Here is a 23221-nt window from a genome sequence, read left to right as displayed (position 1 = left end):
CGGCATGGCAGGCCGCCGCCCGGGTCTCATTTATTTTTATCGAACGCAGACCTTCGCGCGAGAGACCGAAAGACGCTCTCGCCGGGCCGCTGCATTGTCTGCCCCTTTTTGAGGATTGCCAGAGATCATGAGCACCATCACACAATTTCCTTTCGTTTCCGTTTCCGGCACGCCGCATGAACGCGGCGTGCAATACGGCCAGCAGGCCGCCGAGCGCGTGCGCGGCAGCATCGGCCTGTATGGCCAGACGCTGGTGCGGCTGGGCTACAGCGAACAGGCGCGCAATCAGCTGATCGATTTTTTCGCGAAACAGATAGGCGACTACGCGCCGCATTACATCGATGAAATGCGCGGCATCGCCAAGGGCGCCAACGTCGACTTCGCCGACATCGTGATGATCAATGCCCGCACCGAAGTGCTGGCCAAGGCGCGTGCCGAAAAGGTTGCGGCAGTCGACAAGGAAGCCGGCGACGGCTGCACCGGCGCGCTGATCCTGCCCGAGCGTTCGGCCAGCGGCAATCTGATCCACGGCCAGAACTGGGACTGGCGCGCCGAATGCGCCGACACGTCCATCGTGCTGCGCGTGCGCAATGACAACGGCCCGGATTTCATGACCTTCGTCGAAGCCGGCGGACTGGCGCGCAGCGGTTTCAACAGCGCCGGCGTGTCGATCACCGCCAACTATCTGGAATCGGATCGCGACTTCACCCAACTGGGCGTGCCGCTGTCGCTGATCCGGCGCAAGGTGCTGGAACAGGACATCTTTTCGCTGGCGATGAAGGCGGTCGCCACCACGCCCAAGTCTTGCTCCAACAACATCATGCTGGGCATGGCGGAAGGCTTCGGCATCGACTTCGAATGCACGACCAATGAGGCCTTCCCGCTCTACCCGGGCGATGATGGCCTGATCGTGCATGCCAATCACTGGGTGTCGCAGGTGGCGCGCACCAAGCTGCTCGATCTCGGCATCGCCAATTCGCCGGACAGCCATTACCGCGACTGGCGCGTGCGCAAGCTGCTCAATGAGGCCGGCCCCAAGCTCGGCCGCCAGCAATTGAAGGATGCCTTCTTCGACAACTTCGGCCTGCCGTATTCGGTGTGCCGGCCGCCGCGTCCGGGCAGCCACGATAATCTGTCGGCCACGGTGGCGATGGTGATCATGGAACCGGCCGCGCGCGAAATGGAAGTGGCGCCCTTGCCTGCGCTGAACCGCGTGTTCACCCGCTACAGCCTCGACCATGCGCCGCAAGTGCTGCTCGCCTGAGATTCCGATAGCACTGCACCTGAAGGCTGGTTCATCGCAAGCCTTCAGGTGCGCATGCCGGATACGGCGCACTCGCATGACAACAGACGCAAGCATCTGCGTGCATCCATCTCTTGCCGAAACCTCGCGTCGGCAACGACAACTGAAACTCCGCCCCATCAAAGCTGACTAAGCCATGACCGCAATGAGCGGCCTGCGGCTAATCCGTCCGCACTCCATGCAGCCGGGTTGCCAAGCTCACTCATGAGATCACATTGAGTTGCATGAAAAACAAGATTGCCGGAAAGCCGGTGCCGCGCTGATGAATTCCCGGTTTAAGCGCAGAATGTGGCAGATGATCGCCAATCCATTCGTCTGCGCCGCAGGCAGGCCGGAGCCCTTGGCGGATTTCGCGGAACCGGGATTCATGAACCTCACTTATAAGTTCATGCGCGCCGGACGCTGAATCATCATGCCCTGCAGCATTTACTATAGCGACTGTCCCCGGCTCAAACAGAGCCTGAATCAGAACCAGAACCAGCACTGACACCGACCTGCGAAAGTCGGCCCATTCCAGAATGATCTCCGCGCGAAGAGATCAATCGCCGCCAGCCAATCGTAATTCAGCTAAAAGGAAGCGAACCATGGATGACTTCGATCTTGTCAAAATTTCCCGGCGCGACATGATGATCGCGAGCGCCCTGTCGGCGACCGCAGTTGCCTCAATGAGCAGTCCCGCCGCCGCTGCCGGCAAGGCGGATAGCCCGGTCACCGGCAATACTGCACCGGCGCGGGCGCCGGTGAGCGCCAGGCTCACGCTGCAGGTCAATGAGCTGCAGCACCAGCTCGATCTTGATACACGCACAACTTTGCTCGACGCCCTGCGCGAGCATCTGCATCTGACCGGCACCAAGAAAGGTTGCGATCATGGCCAGTGCGGCGCCTGTACAGTCATCGTCGACGGTCGTCGCATCAATTCCTGCCTGAGTCTGGCGGTGATGCATGAGGGCTCGAAGATCACCACCATCGAAGGTCTCGGCAACAAGGACCATTTGCATCCCATGCAGGCCGCCTTCATCAAGCACGACGGCTATCAATGCGGCTACTGCACGCCCGGCCAGATCTGTTCCGCGGTCTCGGTGCTCAACGAAATCAGGCAGGGCATCCCCAGCCACGTCAGCGGCGATCTGAATGCGCAGCCCTTGCTGAGCGCGGCCGAAATCCGCGAGCGCATGAGCGGCAATATCTGCCGCTGCGGCGCGTACTCCAACATTCTGGATGCCATCACCGAAGTCGGCGGAGGTGCCGCATGAGAGCCTTCAGCTATCAGCGCGTGCACACTGCCGCCGAGGCAGCCGCTGCGGCGGTGAGCACGCCGGGCGCCAAGTTCATCGCCGGCGGCACCAATCTGCTTGATCTGATGAAGCTGGAGATCGAAACGCCGATGCATCTGATCGACGTCAACGGTCTGATGCTGGACAAGATCGAAGCAACGCCGGAAGGCGGCCTGCGCATCGGCGCGCTGGTGCGCAATACCGATCTGGCGGCGGACATGCGCGTGCGGCGCGACTATGGCGTACTGGCGCGCGCGCTGCTCGCCGGCGCCTCGACCCAGTTGCGCAACAAGGCCACCACCGCAGGCAATCTGCTGCAGCGCACGCGCTGCCCCTATTTCTACGACACCAACCAGCCGTGCAACAAGCGCGTGCCCGGCAGCGGCTGCTCGGCCATCGGCGGATTCAGCCGGCACAATGCGGTGATCGGCGTCAGCGATGCCTGCATCGCCACGCATCCCAGCGACATGGCAGTCGCCATGCGTCTGCTCGATGCCGAAGTCGAAACCACCAAAGCCGACGGCTCGGTGCGCAGCATTCCGATTGCAGATTTTCACCGCTTGCCGGGCAACACGCCGCATATCGAGAACGCGCTTGAAGCGGGCGAGCTGATCACCGGCGTCAAGCTGCCCAAACCCCTGGGCGGCACGCATATCTATCGCAAGGTGCGCGATCGTTCCTCGTATGCCTTTGCGCTGATCTCGGTGGCGGCCGTGGTGCAGTCCAACGGCAGCGGCCGCGTGGCGCTGGGCGGCGTGGCGCACAAACCGTGGCGGGTGGAAGCGGCGGAACGTGGCATGGCGGGCGGCGCCCAGGCCGTCACCGACAAGCTGCTGGCCGGCGCCAGAAGCACGCACGACAATGCGTTCAAGATTCCGCTGGTGCAACGCACGCTGGCTGCGGTGCTGGCACAAGCGAAGAAAGGCTGATCTCATGAAATTCGATACTCCCGCCACCAGCAATCCCATCGATCAGCTCAAGATCATCGGTCACGCGGTCGACCGCATTGATGGCGCGCTCAAGACCACCGGCGCCGCCACCTATGCCTACGAGCAGCATGAGGCGGCGCCCGATGCGGCCTACGGTTATGCAGTCGGCTCCGCGATTGCCAGGGGCCGCATCGCCTCGATGGATGTGAGCGCGGCGCAGCGCTCACCAGGCGTGATTGCCATCGTCACCGCCGAGAATGCCGGCAAGCTCGGCAAGGCCAGCTGGAATACGGCCAGGCTGTTCGGCGGCCCCGAGATCCAGCACTATCATCAGGCGATTGCGGTGGTGGTGGCCGAGACCTTCGAGCAGGCGCGCGCCGCCGCGCAACTGGTGCAGGTGAAATACATCACTGAACAGGGCAACTACGATCTGGCCGGCTCGCGCGATCAGGCGGCCATGCCCAAGAGCGGCAAGGCCGACACCAAGGTCGGCGATTTCGCCGGTGCGTTCGCACAGGCCGCAGTCAGGTTCGACGCCACCTACAGCACGCCGGATCACGCCCACGCCATGATGGAGCCGCATGCCTCCATCGCTTCATGGGAAGGCGATCAGCTCACGGTCTGGACTTCCAACCAGATGGTCGACTGGGGCCGCACTGCGCTGGCGACCACGCTCGGCATCCCCAAGGCCAGGGTGCGCCTGGTCTCGCCTTACATCGGCGGCGGCTTCGGCGGCAAACTGTTTCTGCGTTCGGAAGCGGTGCTGGCGGCGCTGGCCGCGCGCGCCGCGAAACGGCCGGTGAAGGTGGCGCTGACGCGCCCGTTCATGTTCAACAACACCCCGCATCGTCCGGCCACCATTCAGCGCATCCGCATCGGCGCCACGCGCGACGGCCAGATCACTGCCATCGGCCATGAAACCTGGTCCGGCGATCTGGCCGGCGGCAAACCCGAAAACGCGGTGCAGCAGACCCGTCTGCTGTATGCCGGCGCCAATCGCATGACGGCGACGCGACTCGCGGTGCTGGATCTGCCGGAAGGCAATGCGATGCGCGCGCCGGGCGAAGCGCCGGGTCTGATGGCGCTGGAAATCGCCATGGATGAGATGGCGGAGAAGCTGAAGATCGATCCCATCATGTTCCGCATCATCAACGACACCAAGGTCGATCCCGAGAATCCTGACCGGCCCTTCTCGCAGCGCCGCCTGATCGAATGCCTGCGCACCGGCGCCGAACGTTTCGGCTGGAAGCAACGCAATGCCCGGCCCGGCCAGAAGCGCGAAGGCCAGTGGCTGATCGGCATCGGGGTGGCGGCGGCCTTTCGCAATAACATGAACATGAAATCGGGCGCGCGCATGCGGCTGAACCGCAGCGGCATCGTCACGGTGGAAACCGACATGACCGACATCGGCACCGGCAGCTACACCATCATCGCCCAGACCGCGGCGGAGATGATGGGCGTGACGCTGGACAAGGTGGTGGTGAAACTGGGCGACTCGGACTTCCCGGTATCGGCCGGCTCCGGCGGCCAGTGGGGCGCCAACAGCTCGACCGCCGGGGTATATGCGGCCTGCGTCAAGCTGCGCGAAGCAGTGGCGCAGAAACTGGGCATGGATCCGGCCAAGGCCGAGTTCACGGACGGCATGGTGCGCACAGGCGGCAACTCGGCGCCGCTCGGCAGTGCCGCAGAAGGCGGCGAAATCGTGGCCGAAGATACGATGGAGTACGGCGACCTGAGCAAGCGCTTTCAGCAATCAACCTTCGGCGCGCATTTCGTCGAAGTGGCGGTCGATGCCGCCACCGGTGAAACACGCATCCGCCGCATGCTGGCGGTCTGTGCAGCCGGTCGCATTCTCAATCCAAAATCGGCGCGCAGTCAGGTGATCGGCGCCATGACCATGGGCGTCGGCGCAGCCCTGATGGAAGAGCTGGTGGTGGACAAGCGTACCGGCTTCTTCGTCAATCACGATCTCGCCAGCTACGAAGTGCCGGTGCATGCCGACATCCCGCATCAGGAAGTGATCTTCATCGAAGAGACCGATCCCATGACTTCGCCGATGAAGGCCAAGGGCGTCGGCGAACTCGGCCTGTGCGGCGTCGGCGCGGCGATTTCGAACGCGGTCTACAACGCCACCGGCGTGCGGGTGCGCGACTACCCCGTCACGCTGGACAAGCTGATCGCCAAGATGCCGGCCTCCGCTTGAATACCGCTCACGACCAGCCGGTAGTGATCATCCTTGCCGCCGGCAAGGGAGAGCGCTTCCGCGCTTCCGGCGGACGGCAGCACAAGCTGGATGCGCCCATCGCCGGCTTGCCGGTGCTGCAGCATGTGATTCGCGCGGTCGAGCAATCGGGACTACAGATGTATATCGTGCGCAGCGCATCCGGCCCCGGCATGGGCGATTCGATTGGGGCCGGCGTGGCGGCCGTGCCCAATGCAGCGGGCTGGCTGATCCTGCCCGGCGACCTGCCGCTGGTGCAGCCGGACAGCTTGCAGCGCGTGGCGCGGGCACTCGCCACGCATGCAGTGGTGCTGCCGCAGTATCAACAACAACGCGGCCATCCGGTCGGTTTCCGGCGCGACTGCTTCGATGCGCTGGCCGGCTTGTCCGGCGCAACCGGTGCGTCCGCTATCGTGCAGGCGCGCCGTCGTGCCGGCGAAGTATTGGATCTGGTGCTGGACGACGCCGGCATCGTCAGCGACATCGACAGCGTGGAGGATCTGGCGCGCGCTGAAGCCATGTTCACGCGCATGCAGGCAAGCAGCGCGATCGGGGAGAAATGAATGGAAAGCATCGATACCAAAGTCCTGCGCGATCTGCGCGACTGGCGCGCCGCCGGCGCCCGCGCCATGCTGGCGACGGTGGTCAGAACCTGGGGTTCATCGCCGCGGCCGATAGGCGCGATGATGGCGCTGCGGGAAGACGGACGCCATGTCGGCTCGGTCTCTGGCGGCTGCATCGAAGACGATCTGATCCTGCGCTATGCCGGCAATCAGGGCGATCTGCATCCGGCCGGCAAGACTGAGCGCAAGCCGCAACTGGTGCGCTACGGCGTCAGCGCCGACGAGGCGCATCGCTTCGGTCTGCCCTGCGGCGGCACGCTGGAACTGCTGCTGGAATTCGATCCCGCGCATGCGACGCTGGATACGCTGGTGCGCAAACTGGAAGCCGGCACGCTGGTGCAGCGCACGGTGCATTGCGAGGACGGCCGGGTCGAACTGGACAGCGCGCATGCGCCGCAGACCTTGTATTTCGACGGCCACCGCCTGACCTGCACGCTCGGCCCCGAATATCGCATGCTGCTGATCGGCGCCGGCGCGCTGGCGGAATATCTGTCGACCATGGCGCTGTTCAACGGCTTTGCAGTGACGGTCTGCGATCCGCGCCAGGAATACATCGGCGCCTGGTCGGTACCCGGCGTGCGCACCGTGAGCGAAATGCCGGACGATACCGTGATCGCATTTCAGCCCGATCAGCGCAGCGCCATCGTGGCGCTCAGCCACGATCCCAAACTGGATGATCTGGCCTTGCTGGAAGCCTTGCACAGCCCGGCCTTTTACGTCGGCGCCATCGGCTCGCGCCGCAACAACGCCAGCCGGCGCGAGCGCATGATGCAACACTTCGGCGAGACTGCGGCCTCGCTGGCGCAGCTGCGCGGCCCGGTCGGCATCCACATCGGCAGCAAGACACCGGCTGAAATTGCGGTCAGCGTGATGGCCGAAATTCTGGCCGTCAAGAACGGCGTGCAGTTGCCGCGTGAAGTCTCGGTGACCTATGCCAAGCAGCATGAGGGCGAGCCGGCCTAGGCTATTTCTGCGCCGGTTCCGGCCGCAGGTTCAGGGCAAAACCTTGGCCTGCGTCTTCGAGGCTATCAGCTTGAGCAGCAACTGATCGCGCTCGCCGCCCAGCGCCGCCAGCGTCTTGCCGCTCATCTGGCTGGCGACGCCGGCGCTGATGGTGGCTTTCAGTTCTTCCGTGATTGCCGGCGCCCCCAGATCGGCCCACCAGCTTTCAATCGGCGGCCCCAGGTGATCCAGCATATGCCTGATGCCGCCCTCCCCGCCCGACAGATGCAGATTGAGATACGGCCCCATCAGCGCCCAGCGCAGGCCGGGGCCGTAAGCGATGGCGGTGTCGATATCTTCGGTAGTCGCCACGCCCTGCTCGACCAGATGAAAGGCTTCACGCCACAAGGCTGCCTGCAGGCGATTGGCGATATGTCCCTTGACCTCCTTGCGCGGATGAATCGGCTTCTTGCCGATGGCTGTGTAAAACGCCATCGCCTGCTGCACCGCTTCGCTCGAAGTCTGTTCGCCGCCGATCACTTCGACCAGCGGAATCATGTGCGGCGGGTTGAAGGGATGGCCCAGCACCACGCGTTGCGGATGGACGCAGGCAGCCTGCACTTTGCTCATCAGCAGGCCGGATGAACTGGAGGCCAGAATCACGTGCGCCGGCAATGCTGCATCCATGCGCCGGAACAGATCGATCTTCAGATCTTCCCGTTCAGGGCCGTTCTCCTGCACGAAGTCGGCGCCCTGCAAGGCATCTTCCAGATCGGCGTGAAAACTGAGGCGATCCAGCGAGGCGCCCGGCGCCAGTCCCAGCAGTTCCAGGCTGGGCCAGTGGCGGCCGATGGCCTCGCGCAATTTCTCTTCCGCGCCCGGCATGGGATCGGTGGCGCTCACGTCCAGTCCCTGCGCCAGAAAGTAAGCCACCCAGCTGGCGCCGATGACGCCGGTGCCAACCACCGCGATGCGTTTGATGTCGCGTACAGCCTGCTTCAATTCGGTCATGTGGTTCTCCTCGTTCAGATTTCTTGTTCTGTTGTCAGCCATGCAAATCCGAATCGGCGCCCTGGATTTTCTGATGCCTGGCGCCCGATTCCATTGCTGCCTTGCACCGCAGTTTACCTCCTATTCTGCAGCCCGCTTTGCTATCATCCCGGCACAAGTAAAACGCCGGCATTCGACAAAGGCTTTCAACATGTTCATGTATCTTCCCTTCCTGCTGGGCCTGCTGGCCGCCATCGGCATCGTCGCCGGTCTGAAAAAAATCGGTTATGCGCTATGGCTGGCGACTATCGCCGTCACGCTGTACTGGTTCAGCTTCCATGCGACCAGTCCGCTCAATCTGTCTTTTTGAGTAACGACGATCATGAATTCTTCGACGCTGTCTTCCTCGCGCGATCGCGCTTCCAGTCTCGGCAATGTGCTCAATATCCTCGGCCTGTTCGGCATCTGCGCCTCGCTGTCGATTGCGTTTTATTACCAGCTGGCGCTCAGGGAATTGCCTTGCCCGCTCTGTCTGCTGCAGCGCGCCGGCATGATGCTGATCGGCATCGGCCTGCTGATGAATGTGCGCTTCGGTGTGCGCAGCGCGCATTACGGCGTGGCGCTGGCCGGTGCGCTGGCCACCGGCGTGATCGCCACGCGTCAGGTGTTCCTGCACATCACGCCGGGCGATACCGGCTACGGCTCGACCTTGTTCGGCCTGCATTTCTATACATGGGCGGTACTGAGTGCACTGGCCGCCATAGCCGGCATTGCGCTGCTGTTGATGCTCAAGAGCTGGGAAACGCCGGCGCGCGAAGCCGGCTGGAAATCACGCTGGGGCAAACTGGCCGGCATCCTGTTCGTGCTGCTGGTGGCAGGCAATCTGCTATCGACCGTACTGGAATGCGGCGGCGGCGCTTGTGAAGACGATCCGACCTTTTATCAGTTGCTGGGCAAATAGGCCGGCCAAGGAGCTGAACGCTCGGGGAACGCCAGGTACTTCTCCTGACAATTCATTTTCCCTCTTCTTAGACCACGCCCGTATGCGCCTTGCGCCTACAGCTAACCCCACTCCTTGAGCAGAGTATGCGGTATCGCCTCCGGGAAGTATGGTCGAATCCGCCGGCGAATCACCTCGACCCCATCTCAGGAGATTCACATGTCGGAAGACAATCGCAGCAGCAAACACAGCACCATCACACTGGAAAACGCCAAGGCAAAGAATGAGCCGAAGGCGGCCAAATCCGGTCCTGGCCGCGAGAGCGGGCAGGATCAGAAGTCCCAGGCCGGTCAGAAAAACGCCGGTCAGCAAGCCATGGGCGGCAAGAGCGCAGCCAATGATCGTAAATCAGGCAGCCGCAAAAGCTGAAGCGCGTGCAGGGAAGGTCTCAGCAAAAAATGAAAATCAGGCCGCCTTGCGCGGCCTTTTTTTCGTCAGCATGCGGCATTGAAGACTGAAGACAGCTCAAGCGCTATCGGACTCAGGCTCATGTCCCATAGCGAACATATCTGATGCAAGCTGCAGCGTTCAGACCGGCACCTCTGGCGCGAAGCGAAAGCCCATGGTGCGCGCATGATAGTAGAGCCCGCCATCCTGCACGATCAGAAACAGCGCGCGCGACTTGCCCTCATTGTGATGTGAATGCAGCGCAGTCGGCGGCGTGATCATGGTGGCCCAGGGCGACCAGTCGCATTGCGCGCCGGCCACCATGGAATGACATCCCTCGCCCTGCACGATCAAGGTGATCGCCGCCGAATTATGGCTGTGCGCGCGCTGCACTTCGCCCGGCGGCAAGGTGTTGAACGAAAGCGTCAGGGTCGGCAGGATGTTGTGGCTGGCCTCCATCTTTTCGCTGGAAAAGATCAGCGCCAGGCCCGAGGTTTTCTCATCCTGTGTGGCGGCGAACACGCGCTCCAGCTGCAAGGCAATTTCGGTTGCGGGATAGTGCACCGGCGCCGTGAATCCGGCCCCCGGCTGCAGGCCGTCGTGCGCCAGTTGCGGATCGTTGGCCACCATCCACAGCGTGGCGCCGGCAGCGCCGCCCAGCAGATTGATATCTGCGCCGCCCGGCAGCAGGAAGATATCGCCCTGCATCCAGCTGAAGTTCTCCGTTTGCTCCATGCCGGCACATTGCGCCGTGCCGCTGCCGGCGATCACATACCAGATCGACCCCGTGACGACGAGCTTGGCCGACAGACTGCCGCCTGCCGCGATATGCGCGTAGCGCGCCAGCATCAGCGGCGTGGTCGCCGGAAAAGCGCAGCCGAGTTCCGCCGAGCGATCGCACAGCACATAGCCGCTGACTTCATCTGCGCTCTGCCGCCGTGCCAGCGCCAGCTCGGCCTCGTCGCGAAAGATGTGCGCCGGCACCGGCGGCAGCGTGACGTTGAAGGCATTGCCGGAATTGAAATAACGGGCGCGCGCCTGCGCGGCATCAGCCGGCGCCGACGGCAGTTGCACCGGCATGTCGGCCATGTTGAGCGGCGGCTGCAAGGCTGCGGCGGATTGGCTCATCTTATTCTCCGGCCAGTTGAATCAGGGTATCGAGCAGCACATTGGCGCCGGCGCTGACCTGCTCCGGTTCGCTCCATTCGTGCTCGGCGTGGCTGACGCCGGCGCGACAGGGAATGAAAATCATGGCGCTGGGACACAGCGGCGCCATGTAGCGGGCGTCGTGACCGGCGGCCGACAGCAGGCGCATGGAAGGCAGGCCGCGGGTGGCGGCGGACTGCTCGATCATGTCTTGTATCGCCGCATCGAAACCGTTGGACGGCGCGTTTACCAGCAGTTTGACCTCCACTTCGCAGGGCCGCACTTCGGTGTTGCAGATGGCTTCGACCCGGTTGCCGAGCGCGTTCAAAATCGCGTTGTCGGGATGGCGCAGGTCGATGCTGAAGCTGACCGAGCCGGCAATCACCGATGGCGCATTCGGCAGCACCTGCACGCGACCGATGGTGAACTTGACGATGTCGTCGTAGCCGCCGATCTGCGCATCCAGCGCGCAACAGATGCGGGCAAACGCGGTCACGGCATCGCGCCGCTCGCGCATGGCCAGCGTGCCGGCATGGCCGCGCGTACCTTGAATCGTGACTTCAAAGGTTTTCTTGCCCTGAATCGCGGTGACCACGCCTATGGTTTTTTCCTGCGCTTCCAGCACCGGGCCCTGCTCGATGTGCGCTTCGACATAGCCGGCCAGCGGAAAGCCCAGCGGCCGTTGCGGCAGCTCGGAAAAGGTGTGCAGCAACTGATCCAGCGCATCGCCGGCCAATACGCCATCGACGTCGCGCGCAGCGCGGATGTCGGCCATGGAGCGATGATGCGCGAAGCCTTCCGAACCCATCATGCCGGGCGCAAAGCGCGAACCTTCTTCATTCATCCAGGCCACCATGATCAGATCGCGCTGCGGACGCCATCCGCTTTCCGACAGGCTGACCAGCACCTCCAGCGCCGCCAGTACGCCGTAGACGCCGTCGAAGCGGCCGCCGGTCGGCTGCGAATCGAGATGGCTGCCGCTCAGCACCGGCAAGGCTGTGGCGTCACGCCCGGCCAGACGCAGGAACAGATTGCCGGCAGGATCGGTGAACGCATCCAGACCGGCCTCCGCCGCCCAGGCCAGCATCACATGCCAGGCCTCGATTTCTTCTGCGCTGAGCGCTTGCCGGTTGACGCCGCCGTTGGGCGTGGCGCCGATCTGCGCCAGCGTCATCAGACGCTGCCAGAGCCGGGTTGCATTGATCTGGACGGGCGCAGCTACAGCGGCTGATGCGGACATGGAGATGGTCATGGCGCGGCCTCAGTCGGTACGCATGACTTGATCGGGATTGGCGCGCGGATCGCGTTTATGCCAGGCGCCGGCTTCCACCTGAGCGATGAACTCGGCGACTTCCTGATTGAATTTTGCGGGCTCTTCCAGATTCAGCGTGTGGCCGGTTTTGGGGAAGACCACCAGACCGCAGGCCGGGATGGTTTTCTTGAGATAGATGCCGGGTTGCAGACAGTGATCGTCTTCATCGCCGACCATCACCAGCGAGGGCACCTGCATGGCCTTGAGACCGTCTTCCAGATCGTAGAAGGAAGGACGACGGGCCTGCACGCCGCGCATGGTCATCGAGGCGCCCTTGGCCGAATGCGTGGCGAGGCGCGCAGCAAAGTCGGCCCAACCGCGCGGGTCCTTGTTCTGGAACTGCACGCGGCTGGCGCCCAGCGCGTAAATCTTGGCGAAGGCTTCCGAACCCATGCTTTCGAACTTGTCGGCCACGGTGCGCGAGACGCCGCGGAAGTATTCTTCCAGATCCTTTTCGCAACCGTAGCCGGCGCCGGCAATCGTCAGCGACAGCGCGCGCTCGGGCGCCATCAGGCCGAAATGCACGGTGGCGAAACCGCCCATGGAAAGGCCGACGATGTGCGCCTTCGCGATGCCAAGGCCATCCAGCACCGCGACCGCGTCTTCCACCGCCTTGACCTGCGAATAGTCGTCCAGATTTTCCGGCACGTCCGAAGGCGGATAACCGCGCGCCGCATACGTGATGCAGCGATGGCGGCGGCTGAAGTAGCTGAGCTGCGGCTCCCAGGCCAGATGATTGCCGCCGAATTCGTGGATGAACAAGATCGGCGTACCGCTGCCGCACTCTTCCACATGCAATTGAATATTGTCTTTGGTGGTGATGAACATGCGCTGCTCCTGCTTCAGAATGTCGAGGATCAAAATTGCGGACGGGTTTCCTTGATGGCGCGCGCCTCTTCCACCATTTCAGGCAGGATGGCGCAGAAGTCGGTCACCCATTCGGCCGGCACCGAGGTGCTGATCTTGATGAAGCGGTCGCCGAAGCGCTGGGTGTGATACGCGCCCTGGCGGATCATGAAACCACGTCGCAAATAGCAATCGACCAGCGCCTCCGGCTTGATGTCGGCGCCTATGGTTTCCAGCACCAGGAAATTGCCCTGCGAGGGATAGACCGGCAATGACAGGCCGGGAATCCTGGCGACGGCGGCGGCGATGGCGGCCTTGTTGGCGCGGTCGATGGCGCGCACTTCTTCCATCCATTCTTTCTTGATGGCCAGCCCGGCCTGCGCCGCGCGTTGCGCCACCACGCTGGCGCCCAGCACGCTGCTGGTGAAACCGGCGATTTCTTCCAGCAAGGCCGGCGCCGCCACCAATGCGCCGATGCGCAGACCGGCCAGACCCAGCCATTTGGAAAAGCTCAGCGACACCACCGCGTTATGCGGCGCGGCATGGATCGCCGGGTAATGGTTGTCGGCGAAATCGCGATAGGTGCAGTCGTGCACCAGCAGCGCCCCGCACTCGTCGGCGATGGCGGCGAATTCTTCGATCTCGGCGCGGGTGTAGCAGATGCCGAGTGGATTGTTCGGATCGACCAGATAGATGATGGCGGTGCGTTCATCGACCACGGCGCGCAGCGCATCGGCCGTCAGGCGGTAATTGCAGGCGGGATCGTAGATCGGGATTTCGATCACTTCCGCGCCTTGCTGACGCGCAAACAGGCAAGGCCATTTCCAGGTCGGATCGGTGGTCACGAAGGTGGTGCCGGGACGGCAACGCGCGCGGCACACCATGGCCAGCGCATTGACGCCGCCATCGGTGATCAAAGCCTTGGCGTCGGGCGTGCCGAGGTCGGCCACGATGGCGTCGCGCAGCGCCTCGAAACCCAGCGGCGGCGCGTAGGCGTTGAACTCGCCGGCGTTGATGGAAGCCACCATCGCCGCCTGCACCGCAGGATGGGTAGGAATGTGGTTGGTGTTCTGCCCCAGCCAGCGCAGGCCGGTGGTGGAAAACAGCTCATCGAAATACTTGTTGCGGATGTCGGCGTTCGACGGTGCGGCGGTGTTGGACATGCGGTTCTCTTTTCGTATTGGAAGCTTGGGCGGTGCGTTCATTTTAAAAGCGGCCAGCTCAGGAGCGATGAAGGTCTTGCCTCAAAACGTGTTCACGATCTGCAGCGAGAGGCCATCAGCCGGTGGCAGTCGGAGCGGAGCAACCGGCGCGTACATTGGCACGCGAGGATTCCGGGCACTGCCGACGCCGGATCATGGCCTCGCAGCAAGATCGTGTTCACTTTCTCAGATCACGGAACCGCGCGAAGCAATGCCGCCGTCGATGGTGACGATGGTGCCGGTGATATAGCCGGCCTTGGGCGAGGACATGAAGGACACCAGATCGGCGACTTCTTCCGAAGTGGCCGGACGCTTGCCCGGATATTTGTCGAACAGTTCTTCCCAGCGCGCTTCGTCGCCCAGCATGTCGATGGCCTTGCGCTTCATGATCTTGAGCATGCGGTCGGTCGCGACCGGGCCCGGGTTGATGCCGACCACGCGCACGCCGTCGTTGAGGCTGGCGCCGCCGAGCGCCTTGGTGAAGGACATCAGCGCGGCGTTGCCGGTGCTGCCGGCGATGTAGCTGGCATCCCAGTTTTCGCCGGAGTTGCCGATCACGTTGATGATGACGCCGTCGCGGCCCTTCATCTTGCTGTAGAAGGCACGCGCCAGCGTGATGTAACCGAACACCTTGAGATCGAAGCCCTTGCGCCAGGCTTCGTCATTGACGATCTCCAGCGAACCGGCCGGGATGTCGCCGGCGTTGTTGACCAGAATATCGACATAGCCGACCTGCTCCACCAGCGCTTCCATGGCGGCGGTCGACGACAGATCCAGCGCATGCACCACCACTTCGATGCCGGGGTAACGCTGCTCGAGATCGGCCTTGGCGCTAATCATGGCGTCGCCGTTGCGCGCGGCCAGATGCAGCTTGCGGCAACCTTCGTCGGCGTAGCTGTAGGCGCAGGCCAGACCGATGCCCTTGGAGGCGCCGGTGATCAAAACGGATTTGGTGTTCAGATTCAGCTGCAAGATGACTCTCCTGTGTGTGATGTTCGGCTGTTGATATACAAAATCTAGCAATTTGCATACCAACTCGGCCAACACCCTTCAAAAAGACACGTCAGAACAGCCGCAGGGAGGGAATTTCAGATGATTCAGGTCGAAACCGGAGCCCGCACATCAGGCCCCGGGCCCCGCATGACTCAGTTCACGACATTGAAATGGGCGATGAAGTCGCTCAGGTTGTCGCCCAGCAGGCTGATGTGGCCGCGCATCGCCGCGTGCGCACGGTCGCCGTCGTGGGCGAAGATGGCCTGCATCACTTCTTCATGCTCGCGCAGCGTATCGGCGATGCGGCCCGGCATATAGGTCACCTGACGGCGGTAGGCGCCGACACGGTTGCGCAGCGAGCGGGTCTGCTCCGCCAGGAACTCATTGCGCGACACACTATAGATCGCCTCGTGGAATTCCTTGTTGATGTCGTAGAACTCATTGATGGTGCCCTCGCTCGCGGCCAGGGTCAGGCGTGCATGGATTTCCTCCAGCTGCAGGCGCTGCTCGGGCAGGATGCGGCGCGACGCCAGCCGCGCGCACAGGCCTTCCAGCTCGGCCATGACCTGAAACATTTCCAGCAGAGCCTGAACCTTGATGGTCCGCACCGTCACCCCCTGATGGCCGCGCAGATCGACCAGGCCGCTGGCCGACAACAGGCGCAGGGCTTCGCGCACCGGCGTGCGCGAGACGCCGAAACGCTCGGCGATTTCCTTTTCATCCAGGCGCATGCCGGGCAGCAAGGTGCCGTTGGCGATGTCGCGTTCGAAACGTCGCTGCAGGCTGTCGGCCAGCGTTTCGTTGGGCTGGACTTCCAGCTCCTCACGCGCTACCGGGGTGCGCAAAGCATCCTTTTGGGGACGGGCGATCTCTTTTTGTGCACTTTCAGCCATTTTTATAATACCAATTGACGTTAATAATATACACGAGGCTCAAAAGACCTCTTCTCCACGCTGCCTGAGCAGCGTTGCAAACTTGACGGTGCTCCGCCACAGGCCGCCATTCTACATCCAGCGACTCCCCCGATAAGCCAGCAATTAGCGCGCCAGCTCTGGCCTGCTGATTGTTTCGTGAATTTGCACGGATGACGATTCCCTGTTTGCCGCATGTATGTTTGGCACGCATGTTGCTTTGTTGAGCATAACAACATGGAAGGATCGGTATACATTAATGGGCACTGTGCATTCCAAAGCAACGCCACCGATGATTCAAGGCGGCATCCATAGTCACTTCGGCGCATCTGGCCAGCCCAGAGTCGTGAGCGACGTGAACTCCTCTGCGTCCCCCGCACCGGCAGAATCACTGCTGCGTCTGGACGGCATCTCCAAAACCTTCGGCAGCACCACCGCACTCAAGGGTCTGAACGTCGATATCAGGAAGGGCGAATTCGTCACCGTGGTCGGTCCCAGCGGTTGCGGCAAGAGCACCCTGTTCAATATCGTCGCCGGTCTCGAAGAGCCGGACGCCGGCGGCACCCTGAGCTTCGACGGCCGCCAGCAAAAGGCTTCAGCCTTGCTCGGCCAGGTGGCCTTCATGCCGCAAAAGGATCTGCTGCTGCCCTGGCGCAGCGTGATCGACAACGCCATCCTCGCCATCGAGATGGACGGCATGAGCAAGAAAGAAGCGCGCGCACTGGCATTGAAGATGCTGCCCGAATTCGGCCTGGCCGGTTTCGAGAACCAATTGCCGCATCAGCTCTCGGGCGGCATGCGCCAGCGCGTGGCGCTGATGCGCACCTTCCTCTTCAAGCGCGACCTGATGCTGCTCGACGAGCCCTTCGGCGCGCTCGATGCTCTGACCCGGACCATGATGCAGCGCTGGCTGCTGGATGTCTGGCAACGCCACAACCGCACGATTCTGTTCATCACTCACGACGTCGACGAAGCGATCTTTCTGGGCGATCGCGTGCTGGTGGTCACCGCGCGCCCCGGCCGCATCAAGCTGGAACAGAAGATCGATCTGCCGCGTCCGCGCCGGCCCGAACTGGTGACTGAACCGGCCTTCATCAATCTCAAGCGCAATCTGCTGGAAGCGATTGAGGAAGAAAGCATGAAGTCCTTCGTCTGACATAAGAAGAGGAAAGCTGCGATGACGCTCATGACCACTCCGTCGCGTAAGGCCGGCATCGATCCTGCCGAATGGGAAGCCCGCGTGGCGCTGGCGGCCTGCTATCGCCTGGTTGCAAAACTCGGCATGGACGACCTGATCTACAACCATATCTCGGCGCGGGTGCCGGGCCATGAGGACCAGTTCCTGATCAATCCCTACGGTTTGCTGTTCGAGGAAATCAATGCCTCCAGCCTGGTCAAGATCGATCTCAACGGCGACAAGATCGATGACTCGCCGCATGAAGTGAACGTCGCCGCGTTCGTGATTCACGGCGCGATTCACAGCGCGCGCCACGATGCGGCCTGCGTGCTGCACACGCATTCGGATGCCAGCGTGGCGGTCTCGGCGCAGTCGGAAGGTCTGCTGCCGCTGTCGCAATTCGCGATGCGTTTCTATCAGCGCCAGGCCTTTCACGATTACGAAGGCGTGGCCATCGATCTGGATGAGCAGCGCCGTCTGGTTGCCGACCTCGGCGAATCGCGCCTGATGCTGATGCGCAATCACGGCGTGCTGAGCGTGGGTCGTACGCCGGGCGAAGCCTTCATGCTGCTGTACTACTTCGAACGCGCCGCGCGCATCCAGTTGTCGCTGCAGGCGGCGGTGGCCGGCGGCGGCGACATCGTGGTGCCGCCGCACGACATCTGCGAAAAGGCCGCCTGCCAGTTCTGGGAACAGCAGGGCGACATTCTGATACCAGGCGAACGCGAATGGCCGGCACTGCTGCGCCAGCTCGATCGCCACGATTCATCTTTCAGGGAATAGGACTGCCATGAATGCCATCAACAAGAATGCGACCGAATTTTCCAGCGCCACGCCGGATCTGAAAACCATGCCAGCCGTACTTGATCTGCAGCCCCTGATGCCGAGCTTCGGCGCCGAGGTGCGCAATCTGGATCTGAGCCAGGAACCGGATGAAGCCACCGTCACCGCCCTGATCGCTGCGCTGAATCAGCATTCGCTGCTGATCCTCAAGCGCCAGAACATCACGCAGGAACAACACGTGGCGCTGAGCCGCCGTTTCGGCGATCTGATGATCCACGTGCTCAAGCAATTCCTCACCACCAGCTATCCGGAAATCTACGTGCTCTCCAACGTGGCCGAAAACGGCAAGCCCATCGGCAATCACAAGGAAGGCTGGAACTGGCATTCGGATCTGTCGTACATGGCCGAGCCCAGCATGGGTTCGCTGCTGCACGCGATTGAAACGCCGCCGGAAGGCGCAGATACCCTGTTCGCCAGCATGCACAGCGCCTATGAAGCGCTTGATCCGGCCATGCAGCAGCGCATTCGCAATATGAAGGCGGTGCACTCCTATACCGGCTACTACGGCAAGGCCTTCGCCGACCGCGCGCCGCTGAGTGATGAACAGAAAGCGCGCACGCCGGACGTGGTGCAACCGGTGGTGCGCACGCATCCGGTCACCGGCCGTCTGTCGCTGTATGTCGGTCAGGACATCGTCAAGGAAATCGTCGGTCTGCCGGAAGCCGAAAGCACCGCGCTGCTGGCCGAGCTGAATGCGCATGCCATCAGCGGCGCCTTCACCTATCGCCACCAATGGAGCGACGGCGATCTGGTGATCTGGGACAACCGCTGCACCATGCATTGCGCCACGCCTTACGACGACAACAAGTATCGCCGCGTGATGCATCGCACGACGGTGCATGGCGACCGCCCGTTCTGAGCTTCAGCACACCAGCAGCAACCCGGCTTTTAAATTTCATTCAGCAGTCCCACTCTTGAGGAATATCCCATGTTGAAACGCCGCTTTCTCCTTGCCCTGAGCGCACTGACCACGGCCGTGGCCTGTGCCGGATTTTCCGCACCGGCGCAATCGGCCGAGCTGACCAAGGCCTCGCTGCGTCTGAAATGGCTGCCGCAAACCCAGTTCGCCGGCTTCTATGTGGCGCAGGCCAAGGGCTATTACAAGGATGAAGGCATCGACCTCACCATCAATCCGGGCGGCCCGAATCTGCTGACTGAAAATCTGGTGGCGGCCGGCACCGATACCTTCGGCTTGTCGGGCGGCACCGACAGCGTATTCGCCGCGCGCGACAAGAACCTGCCCATCATCAGCATCGGCGTGGCGCATCAGCTCACGCCTTTCGTGTTCGTGGCGCGCAAGGATGGCCCGATCAAGACCCTGGAAGATTTCAAGGGCAAGAACATCACCGCCTGGTTCACCGGCGCCAACTACGTGCTGCTGGGCATGCTCGCCAACAAGGGCATCACGCCTGATCAGATCAAGCTGCAGCCGCAGCAGGTCAGCGTCACGCCCTTCGTCGACGGCAGCGTGGATGTAATCACCGCCACCTGGTACAACGAACTCAACACCATCAAGAACCGCATGGGCGCCGACAAGCTGCGCCTGTTCGTGGCCGAGGATTACGGCATCAGCTTTCCGCGCGACACCCTGATCGTGTCGGAAAAGACCGCCAAGGAAAAACCGAAGCTGGTGGAAGCTTTCCTGCGTGCCACGCTGCGCGGCTGGAAAGATGCGATCAAGGATCCCAAGGGCGCCGTCGATACCGTCATGAAGATCGCACCGACGCTGGAACGCGCACATCAGGAAGCCATGCTGACCGAAGTGATCCGCCTGATGAAGGCCGGCGATGCCGAGAAGAACGGCCTGTTTGCCATCGATCCGAAGGCGGTGGTCAAGGCGCATGATTTCCTGCTGAAGTACAAGGTGATCAGCAAGCCGGTGGATCTGAACACCGCCTTCAACGCCAGCTTCCTCAACACCATTCCGCTCGCGGACCGCCTGCCATGATTGCACTCCCTTCCACCAACGCTGCCTGGCCGGCCGCCGCCGGCACGCTGCTGCGCGGCCTGCTGATCATCGCCGGCTTCGCGCTGGTGTGGGAGGGATGCGTGGTGTTCTTCAATATCCCGCTGTATTACCTGCCCCGCATCAGCGCCATTCTCAGCGCCATCTTCGCTACGCCGCAGGCTTACGTCGACGGCTTCCTGCGCACCTTGTCGGAGACCCTGATCGGCTTTGCCGCCGGCGCCGTGGTCGGCGTGCTCAACGGCGTGCTGTTCTCGCGCTCGCGGCTGCTGCGCAGTATGGTGTTTCCATTGTTTGTGGTGTCGCAGACGATTCCGGTCATCGCCTTCGGCGCGCTGGTGGTGCTGTGGTTCGGCAACACCTTGCTGGCCAAGGCAGTGATTGCGTTTTACCTGACCTTCTTCCCGGTCACGGTCAATACGCTGGTCGGCCTGCAGGCGGTCGATCCGCGTCAGATTGCGCTGCTGCGCAGCTTCGGCGCCTCGCGCATGCAACTGCTGCTGCGCCTGCAATTGCCGATTGCGCTGCCGCAGATTTTCGTGGCGCTGCGTCTGGGTTCGACGCTGAGCCTGGTCGGCGCCATCGTCGGCGAATGGTTCGGCGACACCACCGGTCTGGGCGTGTTGCTGCTGCAGGCGATGTACAACGAAAACGTGGTGGCGCTATGGGCCGCGATGCTGGCCTCGGCGCTGCTGGGCACGGCCTTCTACGGATTGCTGGCCTGGATCGAACACCGCTTCGTCTTCTGGAAAAGTGAGCTGGCATGAGCGAGAGCATGAGCATCAGTAAAACCCCGGCCGCTGCCGATGCACCGGCGGCGCGCAAGAAAAATCCGGCGCCGGCGCCGCAGATCGACGGCCCGCAATCGCCGCAGGCCGCCGTCGGCTGGGCCATTCTCGGCGCGGTGCTGCTGATCGCGTTGTGGGAAGGTTCGGTGCGGCTGCTGTCCTTGCCGGCCTATATATTGCCCAAGGTCAGCGACATTCTGATCGCCGTTTTCACCCAGCGCGCGCAACTGTTCGAAGCCGCGCAGATGACGGTGATGGAAGCGATCAGCGGCTTTGCGCTGGGCAGTCTGGCCGGCGTTTCGCTGGCGGTGATCATGACCATGATTCCGGCCGTGCGGCGCGTGATGCTGCCGGCTGCGATTGCCATCAACTCGGTGCCGGTGGTGGCCTATGCGCCGCTGGTGCTGCTGTGGTTCGGCATCGGCCCGCAATCGAAGATCGTGATGGTGACGCTGGCGGTCGGCTTCACGATCTTTCTGAGTGCGCTGGCCGGGCTCGGCCAGATCGATCAGCGCGCCGTGGCCTTGATGCGCAGCTTCGGCGGCAATCGCTTCTCCATCCTGTGGCGTCTGCGCATTCCGGCGGCGCTGCCGCTGATCGCAGCCGGCATGCGGGTATCGACGGTGCGCAGCATGATCGTCGCCATCGTCACCGAAATGCTGGGCGCCACCGGCGGCCTCGGCTGGACCATCTTTCAGGCGGTGCTGCAGATCGACTTCGTGCAGGTGTGGTCAGCCATCTTCGTGGCCTCGGCCGCCAGCATGATCTTCTTCGGCGCGGTGGGCTACGCCGAGCGCAAGATCATTTACTGGAAGTAAGGGCGGCAGAGATGTCCGGTGCGCCTCAGGCGCGCAGACGTTCGATGCGCAGACGGTGGCGCTCGTCAGTCACCAGCCAGGCCGCCAGACAGGCGCAGCCGATGGCGGCCAGACCGCTGGCGCCGGCCAGAATGAACATCAGCAGGATCTGATATTTGGCGGCGCTGACCGCGTCCATGCCCGCCAGAATCTGGCCGGTCATGATGCCGGGCAAGGTGATGATGCCGGCCGCCGACATCTGGTTGATATTGGGCATCAGGCCGCTGCGCACCGCCGCCATGATGTAGCGGCGCAAGGCGACGAAGCGCGCTTCGCCCAGCGCCAGCCGCGAGTCGATCACGCTGCGGAAGTTATAGACGCTGTTGAAGAACACATCCAGCGTCAGGCTGGCTGAATTGAGGATGCTGCCCAGCACGATGCCCATCAGCGGGATTGCATAACGCGGGTCGTACCAGGGCTCGGGCCGGATCGCAGTCAGCAGCGCCAGCAGCACCGTCAGCAGCGAAGTGGCGCTGACCATGGCGCCGCTGATGCCGTAGGACTGCCAGCCGCGCAGGCGGCGCGCCGGCCGCACCGCCACCTCGCGGGCGGCGGCGGCGATCATCACCAGCACCACCAGCGAAGTCGCCAGTGCGGATTTCCATTCGAGGATATAGCGCAGGGCCAGACCGACCAGCAGCAACTGCACCACCATGCGCAGCGCCGCCACCAACAGCGAACGATGCACGCGCAAACCCAGCGCCATCGACAGGCCGCCGTTGACCAGCACCAGCAGCGAAGCCAGCAACAGGTCTTCAGTTGAAAGTTGAATGGCGTTCATGCGGGTGCCTTCATGGCTGACTCCGCTTGTGTATTTCGATGTCCCTGCCGGCCATGCGCAAGCCTTGCTCTTCCGAATGGGTCACGATGAGTATCACCAGACCGGCCTGCATGCGCTCCGCCAGCACCGCTTCCACGCGTCGCACATTGTCGGCGTCGAGCGCGCTGGTCGGCTCATCCAGCAGCAAGACCCTGGGGGTAACGGCCAGCGAGCGGATCAGCGCCATGCGCTGGCGTTCACCGGTCGACAATTGCGTGATGTCGGCCTCCAGCCGATCCGGCGTCAGCGCCAGACGCGGCAGCAGATCGTGCACGAAGGGCAGTTGCTGCACGCTGAAATGCGCGGCCGCCGTGTTCTCCCACCAGTTCGACTCGGCCCCCTGATACACCACCTGGCGACGCCACAGCGGCGCCGGCATGCGCCCGCGCGCCTGCCCGTACAGCAGCACCTCGCCCTGGCCGGGATCGAGATCGGCGATGAGGCGCAGCAGACGCGTCTTGCCGGCGCCGGACACGCCGCGGATCGCCACGCATTCGCCGGCCTGCAGCGTGAACGAGGTCGGCTCAACCACCGCCGATGACAGCGACTGCACCTCAAGTGCGGCGACGGAAGCATGCGCGGCAGAGTCAGGAATGGAGGTCGGGGTCATGTCCGCAAGAGGAAGCGATGAGTGGTTTGATCGGGCTGGCGAACCGGCTGCATTAAGGAGCTGCATTGAGGAGCTTCGATA

The 23221-nt window shown here is 62.9% G+C and carries 24 protein-coding genes; 15 read left to right on the top strand and 9 right to left on the bottom strand.

What is annotated here, in order from left to right; all coding sequences use genetic code 11:
• Nucleotides 1-127: 127 nt before the first annotated feature.
• The 6 genes from PQR62_RS07310 (at nucleotide 128) to PQR62_RS07285 (ending at nucleotide 7313) form a co-directional block, all read left to right on the top strand.
• The gene (locus PQR62_RS07310; RefSeq protein ID WP_408156318.1) at nucleotides 128-1264 is read left to right on the top strand and encodes a C45 family autoproteolytic acyltransferase/hydrolase; all 1137 of its coding nucleotides are present in this window, start codon (nucleotides 128-130) and stop codon (nucleotides 1262-1264) included.
• Between the two features lie 623 nt (nucleotides 1265-1887).
• Nucleotides 1888-2556, top strand: coding sequence for an aldehyde dehydrogenase iron-sulfur subunit PaoA (gene paoA, locus PQR62_RS07305; protein WP_408156316.1), 669 nt, complete (start codon nucleotides 1888-1890; stop codon nucleotides 2554-2556).
• Complete coding sequence (locus tag PQR62_RS07300) at nucleotides 2553-3506, top strand: FAD binding domain-containing protein (RefSeq protein ID WP_408156314.1); 954 nt, start codon at nucleotides 2553-2555, stop codon at nucleotides 3504-3506. Before paoA ends, PQR62_RS07300 begins: the two co-directional genes overlap by 4 nt.
• 4 nt (nucleotides 3507-3510) lie before the next feature.
• Nucleotides 3511-5709 carry an aldehyde oxidoreductase molybdenum-binding subunit PaoC gene (gene paoC, locus PQR62_RS07295; protein ID WP_408156312.1) on the top strand — a complete coding sequence of 733 codons (2199 nt, stop codon included), beginning with the start codon at nucleotides 3511-3513 and terminating at the stop codon, nucleotides 5707-5709.
• Nucleotides 5706-6290, top strand: coding sequence for a nucleotidyltransferase family protein (locus PQR62_RS07290; protein WP_408156310.1), 585 nt, complete (start codon nucleotides 5706-5708; stop codon nucleotides 6288-6290). The genes paoC and PQR62_RS07290 overlap by 4 nt, the downstream gene beginning before the upstream one ends.
• Nucleotides 6291-7313, top strand: coding sequence for an XdhC family protein (locus PQR62_RS07285; protein ID WP_408156308.1), 1023 nt, complete (start codon nucleotides 6291-6293; stop codon nucleotides 7311-7313). It abuts the gene before it with no gap.
• Between the two features lie 30 nt (nucleotides 7314-7343).
• Here PQR62_RS07285 and PQR62_RS07280 read toward each other — a convergent pair whose 3' ends face one another.
• A complete protein-coding gene (locus PQR62_RS07280; RefSeq protein ID WP_408156306.1) occupies nucleotides 7344-8303 on the bottom strand; it encodes a 3-hydroxyacyl-CoA dehydrogenase NAD-binding domain-containing protein in 960 nt (319 codons plus the stop codon).
• Nucleotides 8304-8493: 190 nt separating this feature from the next.
• On the opposite strand from PQR62_RS07280, the gene PQR62_RS07275 reads away from it, so the two are divergent.
• The 3 genes from PQR62_RS07275 to PQR62_RS07265 all read left to right on the top strand — a co-directional run bounded on the left by PQR62_RS07275 (nucleotide 8494) and on the right by PQR62_RS07265 (nucleotide 9651).
• The gene (locus PQR62_RS07275; protein WP_408156303.1) at nucleotides 8494-8652 is read left to right on the top strand and encodes a DUF5993 family protein; all 159 of its coding nucleotides are present in this window, start codon (nucleotides 8494-8496) and stop codon (nucleotides 8650-8652) included.
• A gap of 12 nt (nucleotides 8653-8664) precedes the next feature.
• Nucleotides 8665-9243: a disulfide bond formation protein B gene (locus tag PQR62_RS07270; RefSeq protein ID WP_408156301.1), complete on the top strand. Its 579-nt coding sequence runs from the start codon at nucleotides 8665-8667 to the stop codon at nucleotides 9241-9243.
• Between the two features lie 198 nt (nucleotides 9244-9441).
• Nucleotides 9442-9651 carry a hypothetical protein gene (locus tag PQR62_RS07265; RefSeq protein WP_408156299.1) on the top strand — a complete coding sequence of 70 codons (210 nt, stop codon included), beginning with the start codon at nucleotides 9442-9444 and terminating at the stop codon, nucleotides 9649-9651.
• Between the two features lie 159 nt (nucleotides 9652-9810).
• Here PQR62_RS07265 and PQR62_RS07260 read toward each other — a convergent pair whose 3' ends face one another.
• The 6 genes from PQR62_RS07260 to PQR62_RS07235 form a co-directional block, all read right to left on the bottom strand.
• Entirely contained in the window at nucleotides 9811-10797 is a 987-nt protein-coding gene (locus PQR62_RS07260; RefSeq protein WP_408156297.1) for a cupin domain-containing protein, read from the bottom strand.
• Nucleotide 10798: 1 nt separating this feature from the next.
• Entirely contained in the window at nucleotides 10799-12055 is a 1257-nt protein-coding gene (locus tag PQR62_RS07255; protein ID WP_408156295.1) for a Zn-dependent hydrolase, read from the bottom strand.
• Between the two features lie 21 nt (nucleotides 12056-12076).
• A complete protein-coding gene (locus tag PQR62_RS07250) occupies nucleotides 12077-12955 on the bottom strand; it encodes an alpha/beta fold hydrolase (protein WP_408156293.1) in 879 nt (292 codons plus the stop codon).
• A gap of 29 nt (nucleotides 12956-12984) precedes the next feature.
• Nucleotides 12985-14136 carry a pyridoxal phosphate-dependent aminotransferase gene (locus PQR62_RS07245; RefSeq protein WP_408156292.1) on the bottom strand — a complete coding sequence of 384 codons (1152 nt, stop codon included), beginning with the start codon at nucleotides 14134-14136 and terminating at the stop codon, nucleotides 12985-12987.
• Between the two features lie 225 nt (nucleotides 14137-14361).
• On the bottom strand, nucleotides 14362-15147 hold the full coding sequence (locus PQR62_RS07240) for an SDR family oxidoreductase (RefSeq protein WP_408156290.1): 786 nt from the start codon (nucleotides 15145-15147) through the stop codon (nucleotides 14362-14364).
• A gap of 173 nt (nucleotides 15148-15320) precedes the next feature.
• Complete coding sequence (locus tag PQR62_RS07235) at nucleotides 15321-16061, bottom strand: GntR family transcriptional regulator (RefSeq protein ID WP_408156287.1); 741 nt, start codon at nucleotides 16059-16061, stop codon at nucleotides 15321-15323.
• Nucleotides 16062-16425: 364 nt separating this feature from the next.
• Here PQR62_RS07235 and PQR62_RS07230 point away from each other — a divergent pair, with 364 nt between their 5' ends.
• From PQR62_RS07230 to PQR62_RS07205, 6 genes are all read left to right on the top strand, one after another.
• Nucleotides 16426-17235 (top strand): ABC transporter ATP-binding protein, encoded by an 810-nt coding sequence (locus PQR62_RS07230; protein ID WP_408156285.1) that lies wholly within the window; start codon nucleotides 16426-16428, stop codon nucleotides 17233-17235.
• A 21-nt stretch (nucleotides 17236-17256) separates the two neighbouring features.
• A complete protein-coding gene (locus PQR62_RS07225) occupies nucleotides 17257-18039 on the top strand; it encodes a class II aldolase/adducin family protein (RefSeq protein ID WP_408156283.1) in 783 nt (260 codons plus the stop codon).
• 7 nt (nucleotides 18040-18046) lie between these two features.
• Entirely contained in the window at nucleotides 18047-18958 is a 912-nt protein-coding gene (locus PQR62_RS07220) for a TauD/TfdA dioxygenase family protein (protein WP_408156281.1), read from the top strand.
• A 69-nt stretch (nucleotides 18959-19027) separates the two neighbouring features.
• Nucleotides 19028-20047 carry an ABC transporter substrate-binding protein gene (locus tag PQR62_RS07215; protein WP_408156279.1) on the top strand — a complete coding sequence of 340 codons (1020 nt, stop codon included), beginning with the start codon at nucleotides 19028-19030 and terminating at the stop codon, nucleotides 20045-20047.
• Nucleotides 20044-20832 carry an ABC transporter permease gene (locus PQR62_RS07210; protein WP_408156277.1) on the top strand — a complete coding sequence of 263 codons (789 nt, stop codon included), beginning with the start codon at nucleotides 20044-20046 and terminating at the stop codon, nucleotides 20830-20832. The genes PQR62_RS07215 and PQR62_RS07210 overlap by 4 nt, the downstream gene beginning before the upstream one ends.
• A gap of 8 nt (nucleotides 20833-20840) precedes the next feature.
• Nucleotides 20841-21671 carry an ABC transporter permease gene (locus tag PQR62_RS07205; RefSeq protein ID WP_408156276.1) on the top strand — a complete coding sequence of 277 codons (831 nt, stop codon included), beginning with the start codon at nucleotides 20841-20843 and terminating at the stop codon, nucleotides 21669-21671.
• Nucleotides 21672-21696: 25 nt separating this feature from the next.
• Here the strand turns inward: PQR62_RS07205 and PQR62_RS07200 are convergent, their stop codons facing one another.
• Both PQR62_RS07200 and PQR62_RS07195 read right to left on the bottom strand, forming a co-directional pair.
• Entirely contained in the window at nucleotides 21697-22491 is a 795-nt protein-coding gene (locus PQR62_RS07200; protein WP_408156274.1) for an ABC transporter permease, read from the bottom strand.
• Between the two features lie 10 nt (nucleotides 22492-22501).
• Complete coding sequence (locus PQR62_RS07195; protein WP_408156272.1) at nucleotides 22502-23140, bottom strand: ABC transporter ATP-binding protein; 639 nt, start codon at nucleotides 23138-23140, stop codon at nucleotides 22502-22504.
• Nucleotides 23141-23221 lie beyond the last annotated feature (81 nt).

The sequence above is a fragment of the Herbaspirillum lusitanum genome, assembly GCF_046025995.1.
Taxonomy (GTDB): Bacteria; Pseudomonadota; Gammaproteobacteria; order Burkholderiales; family Burkholderiaceae_D; genus Herbaspirillum; species Herbaspirillum lusitanum_A.
Note: the sequence above shows the minus strand (reverse complement) of the source record. Positions and strands in the feature narration are given on the sequence as shown.

Excerpts from the sequence above, each read along its gene's own strand:
- PQR62_RS07310 (WP_408156318.1), top strand. The coding sequence starts at position 128 with ATGAGCACCATCACACAATTTCCTTTCGTTTCCGTTTCCGGCACGCCG.
- paoA (WP_408156316.1), top strand. The coding sequence starts at position 1,888 with ATGGATGACTTCGATCTTGTCAAAATTTCCCGGCGCGACATGATGATC.
- PQR62_RS07300 (WP_408156314.1), top strand. The coding sequence starts at position 2,553 with ATGAGAGCCTTCAGCTATCAGCGCGTGCACACTGCCGCCGAGGCAGCC.
- paoC (WP_408156312.1), top strand. The coding sequence starts at position 3,511 with ATGAAATTCGATACTCCCGCCACCAGCAATCCCATCGATCAGCTCAAG.
- PQR62_RS07285 (WP_408156308.1), top strand. The coding sequence starts at position 6,291 with ATGGAAAGCATCGATACCAAAGTCCTGCGCGATCTGCGCGACTGGCGC.
- PQR62_RS07280 (WP_408156306.1), bottom strand. The coding sequence starts at position 8,303 with ATGACCGAATTGAAGCAGGCTGTACGCGACATCAAACGCATCGCGGTG.
- PQR62_RS07275 (WP_408156303.1), top strand. The coding sequence starts at position 8,494 with ATGTTCATGTATCTTCCCTTCCTGCTGGGCCTGCTGGCCGCCATCGGC.
- PQR62_RS07270 (WP_408156301.1), top strand. The coding sequence starts at position 8,665 with ATGAATTCTTCGACGCTGTCTTCCTCGCGCGATCGCGCTTCCAGTCTC.
- PQR62_RS07265 (WP_408156299.1), top strand. The coding sequence starts at position 9,442 with ATGTCGGAAGACAATCGCAGCAGCAAACACAGCACCATCACACTGGAA.
- PQR62_RS07260 (WP_408156297.1), bottom strand. The coding sequence starts at position 10,797 with ATGAGCCAATCCGCCGCAGCCTTGCAGCCGCCGCTCAACATGGCCGAC.
- PQR62_RS07255 (WP_408156295.1), bottom strand. The coding sequence starts at position 12,055 with ATGTCCGCATCAGCCGCTGTAGCTGCGCCCGTCCAGATCAATGCAACC.
- PQR62_RS07250 (WP_408156293.1), bottom strand. The coding sequence starts at position 12,955 with ATGTTCATCACCACCAAAGACAATATTCAATTGCATGTGGAAGAGTGC.
- PQR62_RS07245 (WP_408156292.1), bottom strand. The coding sequence starts at position 14,136 with ATGTCCAACACCGCCGCACCGTCGAACGCCGACATCCGCAACAAGTAT.
- PQR62_RS07235 (WP_408156287.1), bottom strand. The coding sequence starts at position 16,061 with ATGGCTGAAAGTGCACAAAAAGAGATCGCCCGTCCCCAAAAGGATGCT.
- PQR62_RS07225 (WP_408156283.1), top strand. The coding sequence starts at position 17,257 with ATGACGCTCATGACCACTCCGTCGCGTAAGGCCGGCATCGATCCTGCC.
- PQR62_RS07220 (WP_408156281.1), top strand. The coding sequence starts at position 18,047 with ATGAATGCCATCAACAAGAATGCGACCGAATTTTCCAGCGCCACGCCG.
- PQR62_RS07215 (WP_408156279.1), top strand. The coding sequence starts at position 19,028 with ATGTTGAAACGCCGCTTTCTCCTTGCCCTGAGCGCACTGACCACGGCC.
- PQR62_RS07210 (WP_408156277.1), top strand. The coding sequence starts at position 20,044 with ATGATTGCACTCCCTTCCACCAACGCTGCCTGGCCGGCCGCCGCCGGC.
- PQR62_RS07205 (WP_408156276.1), top strand. The coding sequence starts at position 20,841 with ATGAGCATCAGTAAAACCCCGGCCGCTGCCGATGCACCGGCGGCGCGC.
- PQR62_RS07200 (WP_408156274.1), bottom strand. The coding sequence starts at position 22,491 with ATGAACGCCATTCAACTTTCAACTGAAGACCTGTTGCTGGCTTCGCTG.
- PQR62_RS07195 (WP_408156272.1), bottom strand. The coding sequence starts at position 23,140 with ATGACCCCGACCTCCATTCCTGACTCTGCCGCGCATGCTTCCGTCGCC.